This is a genomic window from Sphingobacterium sp. UDSM-2020, assembly GCF_016132525.1.
GTDB classification, from domain to species: Bacteria; Bacteroidota; Bacteroidia; order Sphingobacteriales; family Sphingobacteriaceae; genus Sphingobacterium; species Sphingobacterium anhuiense.
On sequence record NZ_CP066166.1, the window covers coordinates 2,007,993 to 2,022,750 of the forward strand.

9 protein-coding genes are annotated in these 14,758 nt (G+C 36.4%); all 9 read left to right on the top strand.

The genetic code is table 11. The annotated features are described in order from the left end of the window. Positions 1 to 9 precede the first annotated feature (9 nt). The 9 genes from JAZ75_RS08640 to JAZ75_RS08680 all read left to right on the top strand — a co-directional run bounded on the left by JAZ75_RS08640 (position 10) and on the right by JAZ75_RS08680 (position 14,704). Complete coding sequence (locus JAZ75_RS08640) at positions 10 to 1,941, top strand: RagB/SusD family nutrient uptake outer membrane protein (protein WP_208701250.1); 1,932 nt, start codon at positions 10 to 12, stop codon at positions 1,939 to 1,941. A 40-nt stretch (positions 1,942 to 1,981) separates the two neighbouring features. Beyond that, positions 1,982 to 2,038 carry a hypothetical protein gene (locus JAZ75_RS26185; RefSeq protein ID WP_410528406.1) on the top strand — a complete coding sequence of 19 codons (57 nt, stop codon included), beginning with the start codon at positions 1,982 to 1,984 and terminating at the stop codon, positions 2,036 to 2,038. Between the two features lie 190 nt (positions 2,039 to 2,228). Then, positions 2,229 to 4,514 (top strand): GH92 family glycosyl hydrolase, encoded by a 2,286-nt coding sequence (locus tag JAZ75_RS08650; RefSeq protein WP_208701252.1) that lies wholly within the window; start codon positions 2,229 to 2,231, stop codon positions 4,512 to 4,514. Between the two features lie 281 nt (positions 4,515 to 4,795). After that, complete coding sequence (locus JAZ75_RS08655; RefSeq protein WP_232789388.1) at positions 4,796 to 6,316, top strand: DUF6377 domain-containing protein; 1,521 nt, start codon at positions 4,796 to 4,798, stop codon at positions 6,314 to 6,316. Between the two features lie 242 nt (positions 6,317 to 6,558). Next, positions 6,559 to 9,504, top strand: coding sequence for a SusC/RagA family TonB-linked outer membrane protein (locus JAZ75_RS08660; protein WP_232789389.1), 2,946 nt, complete (start codon positions 6,559 to 6,561; stop codon positions 9,502 to 9,504). Positions 9,505 to 9,514: 10 nt separating this feature from the next. Beyond that, on the top strand, positions 9,515 to 11,038 hold the full coding sequence (locus JAZ75_RS08665) for a RagB/SusD family nutrient uptake outer membrane protein (protein ID WP_208701258.1): 1,524 nt from the start codon (positions 9,515 to 9,517) through the stop codon (positions 11,036 to 11,038). Between the two features lie 39 nt (positions 11,039 to 11,077). Beyond that, the gene (locus JAZ75_RS08670) at positions 11,078 to 12,550 is read left to right on the top strand and encodes a glycoside hydrolase family 30 protein (RefSeq protein ID WP_132840845.1); all 1,473 of its coding nucleotides are present in this window, start codon (positions 11,078 to 11,080) and stop codon (positions 12,548 to 12,550) included. Positions 12,551 to 12,562: 12 nt separating this feature from the next. Continuing rightward, a complete protein-coding gene (locus JAZ75_RS08675) occupies positions 12,563 to 13,900 on the top strand; it encodes a DUF5125 domain-containing protein (RefSeq protein ID WP_208701260.1) in 1,338 nt (445 codons plus the stop codon). Between the two features lie 435 nt (positions 13,901 to 14,335). Continuing rightward, positions 14,336 to 14,704, top strand: a complete 369-nt coding sequence (locus JAZ75_RS08680) for a hypothetical protein (protein WP_183917595.1) — start codon at positions 14,336 to 14,338, stop codon at positions 14,702 to 14,704. Positions 14,705 to 14,758: the final 54 nt, after the last annotated feature.

Below are 14,758 nucleotides of genomic sequence, written 5' to 3' on the forward strand. Positions count from 1 at the left end.
AGTGAGATTATGAAAATGAATAAATTTATTTTAAGTATATCAGTAATTACAGTTATTTTCTTTTGTCTTGGTTGTAATAAATACCTCGATAAATTGCCTGATGATCAACTTCGTGAAGATGAGATTTTCTCAAGATATGATAAAGTCAATCAACTGGTAACTGATATATATGCAAAAGCTAAAGGTGCTAATCAACCTATATCTTGGTTTTATCACTTTTCAAGTGCTGCCATTACTGATGAGGCTGAGGGCTCTTCTGTAGAAGGCAATATTACAAATCGATATAATACAGGCGACTGGAGTGTGAATGAATTGCCCGGTGATAATGGACAATTTTGGAATAGTTTATACGATGGTATCCGTCGTACAAACGTTGTATTGCAAGGCGTAACCAAATACAATACACCCGATGATATCCTTGAGCCTGGCTCTTTACCAATGCGAATAGGCGAAATATATTTTATGCGTGCTTATTTTCATTTGTTGTTGATTCGAATATATGGAGAAATCCCTTATGTGGACCACGTAATTACAGCAACTGAGAATATGAATTTTGAAAAACAATCTTTTCATACTGTGGTTGAAAAGATTGTTAAAGATGCCGAGGAAGCTTATAAAAGAGTGCCAGAAAAATGGGAAGGTCAAAATTTTGGACGCATTGACAAAGGAGCATGTTTGGGTTTAATCGCGCAGGCTAGATGGATGGCAGCTACTCCATTGTGGAATGGGGCCGCTACTAAAGGATATACCGGAACTAGAAAATTTGAAAGTGAATATGCCGCTGTAAGCCCTGATCGATGGGTAAAAGCAAAGGAGGCCGCAAAAGCTGTTCTAGATTTTACAATAGCTGGAGGAAAAAGATATAGTTTGTTTCAGAAGTATAGCAAAACTGATTTTGGAGATAGCGGTGGCCAAAATACAAATAAATCGACGGTGCCAACTCGGCTTTGGCAGATGTATTACGATATGGAAGCATTTAAAAATGAGTATGTATTGTTTTTTACAAAGTATAAAGGTGAAGGCTGGTTTGGAGATGTTTATCCACCGAGTCGGGGCGGAGGGTCTCGTCAAATGCCGGTTCAAGAACAGGTTGATGAGTATGAATATATTTCGCCAGATGGTTATGGATATCCGATCTATAGTGAAAAAGCAAAATCTGACGGGTATGATGACGCTAATCCATACGTTTCAGTAGCGAGAGATCCAAGATTTTATCGTGATATTATCTTCCATGGTGCTGCTTTTAGGGGGGGAGATAATAATCCCTCGCAAATGAATACTGCAGAAGGAGCGAATAGAATCGGATCTAATAATGCGACAAAAACTGGTTATTACTTGAGAAAATATTTGCAGGAAGCTTGGAATAGAAATGGTAGTGTCTCGATCAGTGCACCCCCAGTTTGGAGATTACCAGATTTTATCTATATCTATGCTGAAGCTGTAAACCAAATTGATGGTCCCACACAAGAAATCTATGATTTGATTAATCAGGTTCGCTCACGATCATTTATGGTGCCAATGCCTTTAGCAACCCTTAGTGACAAAAATTTAATGGATGAATACATTAAAAGAGAGCGAAGAGTAGAGTTTTTTTATGAAAATAAACGCGCTTTTGATTTTCGTTTATATTTAGAACCTAGCAGTTCTGTTGAAAAAGCTAAAAAGGCTTTGTTTGAGAGTGCAGGAGCTACTGATACGGAACGCAGTATTAATTACTGGAAAAATAACAGGTCCGCATATCCTAAGTTACAAAATATGATCAATGGCATGCGCCCAATAGAAGATCCAAATGGAAAGATTGAAATTGGAACAAAGCATTATAGAATGGAAAGGTTTTTTGTTGAAAATCGTGTTTTTGATGCACCTAAGCATTACTTGTTTCCAATATTAGATCCAGAATTACAGAAATCTCCAACATTAGGACAAAATCCTGGATGGTAATAAAACAAGAATTTTTAAAAAGCGGGATTATCTATTTCCAATTCCGAATAATGAAGTACTGAAAAATGAGAAACTAATTCAAAATGTAGGTTGGTAGTGTTTGTTTGTAATCAAATCGAGGTCTTTTTAAGACCTTGATTTGTTTTATGCCATTTAACCTAAAATTTTTGTAATTATAACAGTATCATATATTAAGTTAATGCAGGGATACGTAAATTTAACAAAATTTAAATATTAAGATTGAAACCTTGCTTCCTGCGGTTTCAATCAAAATGAAAAATACAATAATGAATTTTAAAAAAATTTTAGGAGCATTAGTTTTATTGCTCTCTGTTCAGTTGAGCAAAGCACAGTCATTTAGTCCTGTCGATTATGTCAACCCATTGATCGGGACACAGTCTAAGTACGAATTGTCAAATGGGAATACCTATCCAGCTATTGCAATGCCTTGGGGCATGAATTTCTGGACACCACAAACAGGGAGTATGGGTGATGGCTGGGTCTATACCTATACGGCCGATAAAATCAAAGGTTTTAAACAAACCCATCAGCCAAGTCCTTGGAATAATGATTATGGACAGTTTTCTATTATGCCAACAATTGGAGAACCAGTCTTTGACCAAGAAAAGCGTGCGAGCTGGTTTTCCCATAAAGCAGAAGTCGTAAAACCGTATTACTATAGTGTATATCTTGCAGATCATGATGTGACTACAGAATTAACACCATCGGAGCGAGGGGCAATATTTCGTTTTACCTTTCCAAAAACTGAAGCAGCTCAGGTGGTTATTGATGCTTTCGATAAAGGATCATACATTAAAGTAATTCCAGAAGAAAATAAGATAATCGGGTATAACACCCGGAATAGTGGTGGCGTGCCTGATAACTTTAAAAACTATTTTGTCATCGTTTTTGATCGTTCATTTGATTTTAAAGCAGCTGTAAAGAGTGGCGATATCAAAAATAATGTATTAGAAATGAAGGATAACCATGCAGGTGCTATCGTAGGATTTAAAAATTTGAAACGAGGTGAGCAGGTTATCGCTCGTGTTGCATCATCATTCATCAGTTTTGAACAAGCGGAGCTAAACCTTAAAGAAGTTAAAGGCAAAACTTTTGATGAGATATTTGCGGTAGGAAAAGTGAAATGGAATGAAGTATTGGGACGTGTTGAGGTGAAAGATCCAGATATTGATCGTTTAAAAACTTTTTATTCCTGTTTGTATCGTTCGACTTTATTTCCGCGAGATTTCTCAGAAATAGATGCACAAGGAAAAAGGGTGCATTATAGTCCTTATAACGGACAGGTTCTACCCGGAGAAATGTTTACAGATACCGGATTTTGGGATACATTTAGAAGCTTATTTCCCTTGTTGAATCTCATCTACCCTGAAATGAATGATCGTATGCAGGCTGGACTGGTAAATGCATATAAGGAAAGTGGATTTTTACCAGAATGGGCTTCCCCGGGGCATCGTGAGTCAATGATCGGTAATAATTCGGCCTCAGTGGTGGCAGATGCTTTTGCAACAGGAAGAAAAGGATATGATGCTGATCTATTATGGGACGCTGTCGTGCATGGGGCAAATAACGCTCATCCTAAAATTTCAGCAACAGGAAGGTTCGGTCATGAGGTGTATAATACATTAGGGTTTATACCAATTGATAAGAATATCAATCAAAATGTCGCCAGAACTTTGGAATATGCCTATAATGATTGGAGTATCTATCAATTTGGAAAAGCCTTAGGAAAACCAAATTCAGAAATTTCAATTTATGCAAAGCGTGCCATGAATTATAAAAATATTTATGATGCTGAGACAAAATTGATGCGTGGAAAAAAATCTGATGGTACTTTTATTACACCTTTTGATCCAAGTGCCTGGTCTAAAGAGTATACTGAAGGAAATGCGTGGCACTGGAGTTTTTGTGTCTTCCATGATCCACAAGGTTTGATTGATTTAATGGGTAGTAAAAAGGCTTTCAATGCAATGCTTGATACCGTATTTGTGATACCAAGCTACGAGGGCATGAAGAGCAGAAGTATGATCCACGAAATGAGAGAAATGCAAATCATGAATATGGGCCAATATGCACATGGTAATCAGCCAATTCAGCACATGCCATATCTCTATAATTATGCTGCTGAGCCTTGGAAAGCACAATATTGGGTGCGCCAAATCATGGATAAGCTTTATCTGCCAACTCCCGATGGTTATTGTGGTGATGAAGATAATGGACAAACATCTGCTTGGTATGTTTTCTCAGCTTTAGGTTTCTATCCCGTAGCTCCAGCTTCGGGCGAATATGTATTGGGATCACCACAATTTCAATCCGTCAAATTAAATCTACAAAATGGGAAAACATTGAAGATCGACGCGACTAATCAAAATAAAGATAACGTATACGTCAATGAAGTAAAGGTTAATGGGAAAATGTATACCAAGAATTTCTTTCAATATAAGGAGCTAATGAAAGGGGGGGAGTTGCAATTTGATATGGCTGATAAACCGAACAAAAAAAGAGGAATTAAAGATACTGATGCACCCTACTCATTCAGTAAAATGAAATTGTAGCAATAAATCAATTTTGAATATACTAACGAAAATTTTTAAAAGAGATCTTTAATGCCAACAAAGGTTGTTATTAGGCTGTTAAACAGGGGGCGACAATTTTTTGTCTGCCCCCTGTTTGTTTTTTATAGCTAAAATATGATATATTTATCTTCAACCATTGGGGAATTTAAATAATGACGAAACGTTTTATTACTCTTTTTTTATTCTATTTTTTCATTTTAACAGTCTTTGCGCAAGATTTGAGCGATAGTATAAGTCTATATCGCAAGCTTGATTATGTTATGGAAAATCAAGAACTCTATGTGAAAAAAAGAGAAGATCATATTGCTAAACTTAAACAGGAAGCCTCTTTGGTAAAAAAAGATGAACATGACTATCTAAAGAAAAATTACGAAATATTTAAAAACTATAAAAAGTTTCAATCCGACTCAGCATTGCATTATATTATGCTATGTCGACAATTAGCTTTAAAAAATTCAGATTCGTCATCAATAGCCGTAAGTCTAGATCTGGCTTGGATCTATTCTTCAATAGGTAGGTACATTGAGGCAGAACATGTATTGCAACAGTTAAATCCCACGACACTATCAAGTACATTATTACCGCAATATTATGAAACTTATAGCGCTTTTTACAGTCATTATGGCCAAAGCAATAATCATGAAAAATACTACCAGGCAAGTGAGCGTTACCGAGACTCCTTGTTAATGGTTCTTGATCCACAGTCTTCTCAGTTTAAAAGTGCAACAGCGATTAAAATCCTATTTCAAGGAAAGCGAGAAGAGGCTAAGACCTTATTTAAAGCCATGTGGAAGGAAAACAAAGAAGATTTAGAACAAAGAGCACTTATTGCCTATTTCATAGGACTAATCTATAAGCAGGAAAAAAATATAATCGCACAGCGTTATTATTTTGCGCAGTCAGCAATTGCTGATATTGAAATTGCTAATCGTGACAATGCCTCTTTGCAAGATCTGGCATTGACTTATTATGAGCTCCGCGACTTTGATCATGCATTTAAATTTATTGAAAAAGCGATCGATGACGCAATGGGTTGTAATGTTCGTTATCGTATAGTAGAAGGTACATCTTTTTATCCGATTATTAACGCAGCTTATCAGAAGAAAATCAATACCCAGAATAGACAGTTACAAGTGATGTTAATTGTCATTAGCTTTTTATCATTGATCTTGATTATCGGTTTGGTATTTATCTTTAGGCAGGTACAACGATTAAGGTTAACACGTGAAGAGCTTTCGATGACCAACAGCAATTTACTTAAACTGAATGAAGAGGTCAATGATAAAAACATGCAGCTCTTTGAATCAAATCACATAAAGGAAGAATATATCGCCCAATTTTTTGATCTCTGTTCCAATTATATTGATAAGATGGAAGACATCCGGAAAGCACTTCTTAAGAAAGCCAGTGCCCAACAATGGGATGCGATCAAAGATCAACTGAAATCCACACAGATGGTCGAACGGGAAGTGCAGCAGTTATATATTAATTTTGACCGCATTTTCTTAAATCTATATCCTTCATTTGTTACAGATTTCAATAAACTGCTTGCTCCAGATGAGCAAATCCTACCCAAGAAAGGTGAGTTTCTAAATACTGAGCTCCGTATTTTTGCCTTGATTCGTCTGGGCATTTCAGACAGTGTTAAGATTGCGAGTTTCTTACGTTACTCCCTTCGCACAGTATATAACTATCGGACAAAAGTCCGCAATAAAGCCGTTGGAAATCGAGATGATTTTGAAGATCAAGTCCGACAAATTGCAGTAATTGATCGCTCTTAAAGGTCAATTTAGTACTTTTTAACTCCCTGAATTTTATTTAACCGTCTTGTTTTAAGGTGTTTAAAAAATATGATCAGTACTTTTTAGATTTAGACCCTTTTATCCCGCTCAGCGTTCTAGTAGCTTTGTTTTTGTCATAGAGCTGGGGAATTCTATGGCTATTTGAGTAGTTCTCAAACTAAATTATTGAAACCATTTTATAAATGCTTATGATTTTCTTTACTAAGAAAGCAACTCTTTTTATGTGGGTAATTTATTTCTTTGCGATAGTCGGTACATCCGTCGCTCAGGATAAAATACAGATCAGTGGACGTGTACTTGATGTCCAAGATCAAAAGCCACTAGGAGGAGTTACAATTGTTCAAAAAGGAACAGTCAATGGCGTATCTTCTCAAGAAGATGGACGCTTTCAAATCTCGGTTCCATCCGGAACTACTTTGTTATTTACCTACGTTGGTTATGATAGAAAGGAAGTGGTGGTCAATTCCAGTAATCTGACAGTACAGTTAAGCTCGTCTGCCAATGTACTGGAAGATGTGGTTGTGATTGGGTACGGTAGCGTAAAACGAAAAGATGTAACCACAGCAATCTCATCGGTATCAACAAAAGATCTTGAAAAAAGACCAATTGTCAATGTCGGTCAGGCAATTCAAGGAAAAGCTGCAGGAGTTGCGGTAATACAGCCGAATGGTGCACCAGGAGGTCAGATGAACATTCGTGTACGAGGAACAACTTCTTTCAATGGGAGTAATGATCCGCTTTATGTTGTCGACGGTGTACCGGTAGATAATATCAAATTTCTGTCGCCCAATGATGTGACCGATATTCAGATTCTGAAAGATGCATCTTCTGCAGCTATTTATGGTTCAAGAGCCGCTAATGGTGTAGTTTTAATAACGACTAAAACCGGGAAAGTTGGCGAAGGAAAAATTACATTTGGTGCGCAACTTACATCCAATATTGTGAATAACACCGTCAATGTGCTAAACACCGCGCAATATCGAGATCTTCAGAATGAAATTGGAATGGTTAATTTACCTGCTGGATTGACAGATCAAACAGATTGGTTTAAGGAAACCTATAAAACAGGGGTTCAACAGAACTATCAACTAACAATTTCAGACGGTACAGAAAAATTAAGATATTATCTTTCTGGAGGATTTACAGATGATAAAGGAACATTAAAAGGTTCGTTTTTCAAACGCTATAATTTTAAAGCAAATATCGATAATCAAGTCCGTAAATGGTTAAAAGTTAATGCGAATGTCACCTATTCCGATTATAATGATAATGGTATTACTTCAGGTTTAGGTTCCAATAGAGGCGGCGTAGTTACAGCTGTGATTACAACCCCAACATATGCTCCAGTATGGGATCCAACAGCTCCAGATCGTTATTACAATAATTTCTATGGGATTAACAACATTACCAGTCCTATTGAAAACCTCGCAAGAACAAAATATAACAACAACCGCGAAAATCGGATCTTAGCATCAGGTAGTGCCTTGATCACATTTAATCCTGATCTAAATTTTAAATCTTCATTTACTTTAGATAGAAGGAATGGCGTATTGACAACCTTTCTAGATCCTTTAGCAACCACATGGGGTAGAAATCAATATGGTGAAGCATCAGATATCCGTAATATGAATACGGTATTGACATGGGATAATGTTTTGACCTATAATAAACGATTTGGAAAGCACAATCTCGAAGCAATGGCCGGTTCATCATGGACCGATTCAAAGTATACAAATAGCTATATCAATGGATCACATTATGCAAATGGCCTTATACAAACTTTGAATGCAGCAAATATGATTTCTTGGAATGGTACAGGATCTGGAGCCTCTAACTGGGGCATCATGTCTTATTTCGCAAGAGCTATGTATAACTATGATGGTAAATACCTGTTAACGGCTAATATGCGTGCTGACGGATCTTCCAAATTAAATCCAGACGATCGTTGGGGTTATTTTCCTTCTTTATCAGCAGCATGGAGACTTTCATCAGAAGATTTCTTGAAAGATGTCGAATGGATCAATGACTTAAAGGTTAGAGGAGGCTGGGGACAAACGGGAAACCAGTCAGGCCTTGGCGATTATTCTTATCTCGCATTCAACGGAATAGAGCGGATCGAATGGTTTAAGGTCGGACAAGAATATGCTGTACCTAATATTACCCAATCGAATACATTAAGAGCAACGGATTTAACTTGGGAAACGACTACACAATCCAACGTAGGCGTGGATGTTGCGGCCTTTCAGAATAGGATAAGCTTGACTTTAGATTATTATCATAAGAAAACAACAAATATGTTGATGGAAGTTTCCCTTCCGACAGGTTCGGCCGCAGCAAACGTGATCAAGCGTAATGAAGGCGAAATGACCAATAAAGGGTTTGAACTAACTGTAGGTTCGAAAAATTTAATTGGAACTTTTACATGGGGAACTGATTTTAATATCTCATTTAATAAAAATCGTCTGGATAAACTCGTGTTAAATAAGCTTTATAACGATGCAATGACCAACGACAATGTGCATGATTATGCAGTTCGAAACCAACCCGGACGTGCTTTGGGAGGTTTCTTCGGTTATATCAGCGATGGAGTTAATCCAGAGACTGGTCAATTGATGTATCGTGATTTGAATGGTGATCAAAAAATATCATCTTCAGATAGAACCTATATTGGTGATCCGAACCCCAAATTTACATATGGGATGACTAATAGTTTCTCTTGGAAAAACTTTGATCTAAGCATATTTATTCAAGGAACATATGGCAATGATATCTTTAATGCAAGCCGTATGGAAACAGAGGGAATGTATGATGGTCGCAATCAATCCACAGTGGTGTTAGACCGTTGGCGTGTGCCAGGACAGATAACCCATGTACCTAAAGCAGGATTTGATATGAAAAACTCGACTTATTTTGTAGAAGATGGAAGTTATTTGAGATTGAAAAATATTTCATTTGGTTATTCAATTGCTCCAGAACGATTGAAAAGAATCGGTATTCAAAAAATACAACCATATTTATCTGCTAGTAATTTGTTGACTTGGACCAAATATTCTGGTATGGATCCTGAAGTAAACCAATATGGAAACTCTGGACGTGTACAGGGGATAGATTGGGGAACTTATCCGCAAAGTAGATCATTTGTAGTTGGGGTAAATGTCGAATTTTAATGGAATAATCATGAAAACAATAGCTATAAAATTATTTTTCAACTTGTGTATAATATCTATTTTAGCCTCTTCTTGTTCTTTGAACAGGGATCCATTGGACGGTTATTCAGATGATAGTCAAGGAAAAACCGAATCGGGAACTCAGATTGTTTTTAAGAACAAGAGTGAAGTGGACAATTTTTTAACGGGTATTTATCAACAGATGCGCGACAGACAAGAACATTGGTATGTTGATTTATTACTCATCTCCGAATCGCATGCCGACAATGCATATGCAGGTACAACCGGAGCAGAAGTATTGCCCTTTGAGAACAATTCCATTGAAGGATCCAACTCTGTTGTTGACCGGGATTGGGGTCGTTATTTAGAAGATATAGCGCGTGCTAACCGTTTAATTATTAATATCGATAGTGTAGCAGATAAATCTGTAAATGATACGGATATTAAATCATATAAAGCACAAGCTAAAATCTTTCGTGCATTAGCAATGTTTGATATGGTAAGAATTTTCGGATCTATTCCGGTTATCACGACGCAAGCTGCAGATATTACAGCTGAAAATATTGAAGAAGTATATCCGCAATATTTCCCATTTCAAAGCACAGAAGAAGAAGCATATCGTCAGATTGAAAAAGATTTAGTGGAAGCATTAGCTGATGCACCTAATGGATCAGCAACGGATAAAACAAGGTTTACAAAATCTGTCGCAAAAGCTATGTTAGCTAAAATTTATGCTGAAAAACCGATTCGAGACTATGCAAAAGTAATCCAATATGTAGATGCACTTACAGCAGATGGCTTCGAATTGAATACTAATTATGCCGATATCTATGCCATGAATGCTGGTAATACAGATTTAATACAGCGTAATACGCGTGAGTCAATTTTAGAAGCACAATTTATACCTGGAGCGGGTAATTGGGCAACTTGGATGTTTGGTCGTGATCTTTCTAATTATGAAAATAGCTTTACATGGGCCAAATGGATCACACCATCTCGAGATTTAATTCAGACCTATCAAAATGAAGGTGATAAAATAAGGATGGATCAGTCAATCGTGTATTATGTAGCCAAATGGAGTAATTACTATCCGGCATCCCATTATCCCTTTATGTTCAAATTGAGATCGTCGATGAGTAGTATGGTGAAACTAAGATACGCCGATTTATTATTACTAAAAGCCGAAGCGTTGATTATGCAAGCAAGTCCCAACTTAACTGCTGCTGCAGATATAATAGATCGTGTAAGAGAAAGAGTAAAACTTCCGAAATTAGATAATTCAATACGTGTTGCTAAAGATCGTATGTTGGATGCATTATTGAAAGAGCGACGTTTAGAATTAGCTTTTGAAGGACAGCGTTGGTTTGATTTAGTAAGGTTAGATCGAGTCGAGTCTGTAATGAATGCGGTATATGCGAAGGATTCAGGACGCAAATCTCAGGTCTATCCGTTTAATCAGTATTCATATCGCCTGCCGATTCCACAAGCAAAGATCGATCAGAATCCAAATTTAGTGCAAAATCTAGGGTACTAATTAATTAAAAATTTTATGAAACGCAAAAATAATAACACTATGATATATACACTTCTGTTGTCCTGTTTAATTACGGCAACATCATGTAACCGAGATAGCTATAAACCTTCAGCTTCAGATAACATAAAAGACAAAGGCGATGTAACGATTTATACAACAACCAATACACGTTCCCAAGATTTTACAAAAGGATTTATAGATTTCAGCACGAAATTTAATATGTCACCAAACACGATCACATTAGATCCGAACCAAAAGTTTCAAACGATGGACGGTTTTGGTGCCGCTATTACAGGATCTACTTGTTATAACTTAATGAAGATGAGTAAAGAAGATCGTACCAAGTTTTTAACAGAAACTTTTTCAGATGAAAAAGGTATGGGAATGAATTATATAAGAATTGCTATTGGATGTTCTGATTTCTCTTTAAGTGAGTACACCTGTTGGGATAAAGAAGGGAAAGAAAATTTTGCCTTGCAGTTCGAAGAGAAGCAATATATCCTACCTGTGCTAAAAGAAATACTGGCAATCAATCCATCAATCAAAATCATGGGTTCTCCATGGACACCGCCCAAATGGATGAAAGTAAATAATTTGACAGATTTGAAACCTTTCGATTCTTGGACGAGTGGTCAGTTGAACCCTAAGCATTACCAAGACTATGGATGGTATTTTGTGCAGTGGTTGCAGGCAATGAAAAAAGAAGGCATCACGGTATCTTCGATTACAGTTCAAAACGAACCTTTAAACCGTGGTAATTCGGCTTCGTTGTACATGACCTGGCAAGAACAACAGGCTTTCATTAAACAAGCATTAGGTCCGCAATTGAAAGCAGCTGCGTTAGAAACTAAAATCTATGCCTTCGATCATAATTACAACTATGATAATATTGCTGATCAAAATGACTATCCTGTGAAAATTTATAACGATGCCGGCGCTGCTTCTTATATAGCTGGAGCCGCATTTCACAATTATGGCGGAGACAAAGCTGAATTATTGGATATTCATAATCAACGTCCAGATAAAGAACTGGTCTTTACAGAAACATCTATCGGAGAGTGGAATGAAGGTCGAAATCTTGAAAAGAGATTAATGGAAGATATGCGTGAAGTAGCGTTAGGAACGGTCAATAATTGGAGCCGGGCAGTTATAGTTTGGAATCTGATGTTAGACACCGATAAAGGACCAAATCGTGAAGGGGGATGCCAGACCTGTTATGGTGCTGTTGATATCAGTAAATCTAATTTTAAGAATATCACACGCAATTCGCACTACTACATTGTAGGACACCTTTCTTCAGTCGTAAAATCTGGTGCAGTGCGTATTGGAGCGAAAGGATATACAGCAGAGGGGCTAGTGTACACTGCATTTCAAAATAAAGATGGGTCTTATGCAATTGTATTGCTGAATGATGCCGAAGAAAATAGAAAGATTACAATAAGTGATTCAAAAAATCATTTCAGCTATGAGGTGCCGGCTAAATCAGTAGTTTCTTATCGTTGGGCCAATTAAAATCTAAAAAATATGAAAAGACCTATTTTAAATTTCCTATTAGGAACTGTCGCAGTTGCGGCGCTGTATTCCTGTAAAAAGGATGAAAAATATGTGTATCAAATAGGTGAGCCCAAATTGGAAGTGAAATCAGATATTTCAGCAGCTCACTTTGGAGACAGTTTAGTATTTCAAGTACATGCTTTGGATCAAGAGATTGCTTTATCGACTGTAAAAGTACAGTTGTTTTTTACAGATAACCAAGTGTCGGAAACCACTATACGAACAAAGGAAAATGGAGACTATTCTGGAAAGATCTTTATACCCTTCTATAAGAATGTGCCAAATGGTAAGGCAACGTTAAAATTTATTCTACAGAATATTAGTCAGAAAATGACTGAACAGTCTTATGAAATTGATTTGACTAGACCAGATTTTCCTTATTTGAATTTAGTAACAGAGTCCAAATCCTATAAGATGGAGAAAATAGGAACTAATGAATATGCGGTTACAGAAAGTTTTCCATCTTCAGTAAAGGGTTATATCCAGGCTCCAAAAGTAGGTGAGCAAGGAAATCCAATGAATTTTGGTTGGGTCAACAATACTGTTGAAATTGGATCTACGACCGAAATTCCTTTTACCAATTTAACTTCCGGTGTATATAGCATAAAGTTTAATACCTTGACTTATGAAGCATCGCCATTCATAAATATTTATTTGAATGGTAATTTATTAAGTCGCATGGATGATGATCATTTTAAAGGAGAGTTGGAGCTGAAAAATGGTGAACCGGTTACATTTGATGGTATTGACGATGTAAAAAACTGGTGGATTGATCCGGATTATTTCACACAAAAGTCAGATGGATCTATCAATTTTAACGGTATTAATGGAAAGTATCGTATAACGGTAGATTTTAAATTGAAGTATTTTCTTGTAGAAGCCATGGATGGAGCAAATCTGGCATCACTGAAAGCCGATGGTACAGGAGCTGTCTGGATTATTGGAGAAGGTATTGGTAAGCCGGGCATTGCAAGTAACCAAGTCGGTTGGAGCCCAGAGAAGGCTCTGTGCATGATGCCGATCGGAAACAAAAAATATCAGATTACCTTGAAGGCCGGAGAGTCCATTCATGCAAGTAATATCAACTTCAAATTTTTCCATCAAAAGGATTGGGGGGGCGAGTTTGGAGCAACAAGTATCAGTACAGATAATGATATGATTTTTATTGGTGACGGCAATAATGGCAGGGATTCGGGTAATTTAGGCGTAGTTTCTGGTAAATCTCTTGCTTTAGGAACTAGCTATATTTTGACGGTAGATTTGAGTCAGGGTAATAGCAAAGCTATTCTGACAGTCGTGAAAAAATAAACAAATTAAAGAAGTAGATGTAAGCCTTTACTCATAATTGAGTAAAGGCTTTTTTATTGAATAGGTAAGTTAAAAATCACGATAGGGTAAAAAAAACCTATCATTTTGATAGTAGCCGATCATTTTGATATTGATATACAGTCTTTTGATTATTTTATAATTCACTTAAACTGTTGTTTTATTGAATGTTCGGTCTGTTACGATTATTTGGCACAAATTTCGTGTATCAATAGCAAAAAGAGAAAGTGCTTTTAGTGAATAAGAAGTTTTTGGTTAGATAATGATTGCTTTGAAAGTGATTGTTGGAATCATATAACAAAACAGTGACAAAAATATGTAGAAACTGATCAATATTCTAAGGGTTTTGATCGTTTTTTATATGTTGACAAGATGATTTTTTAAGAAATTTAACAAGAAGATATAAATAAAAAAGGAATGGATACAATTAATGAAAATATAGCTACAGATTATATAACTGCTCATTATAAAGAAATAAATAATGAAATACGTCAGTTGTCCAATCATAAAAATTTCGCAGGGATTCTTCAGGCAGTCGTAAATTTTTTAAAGTCACAACTAACAAATGGACAAATACAAAAAATAGGTGAACGTATAAAAGTGATGGGCTGGCTTCATAAACGTGGAAATGATTATGTGCGGTTTATTATTGAAAACTTATTTGTGCGTTCTTTTGACAGTATGAAAAAAAGCTGTACACCGCCACAATGGGAGGATTTATATAGAAAATTTCCTCTGGATCTAAAAAAAGTTTATGCAGCACAAAAAGCAATGGCATACAGATAAAATCTACTCTTTAATAATAGAGAAGAATAATCAGATGCTTTACGGGTTGCATTG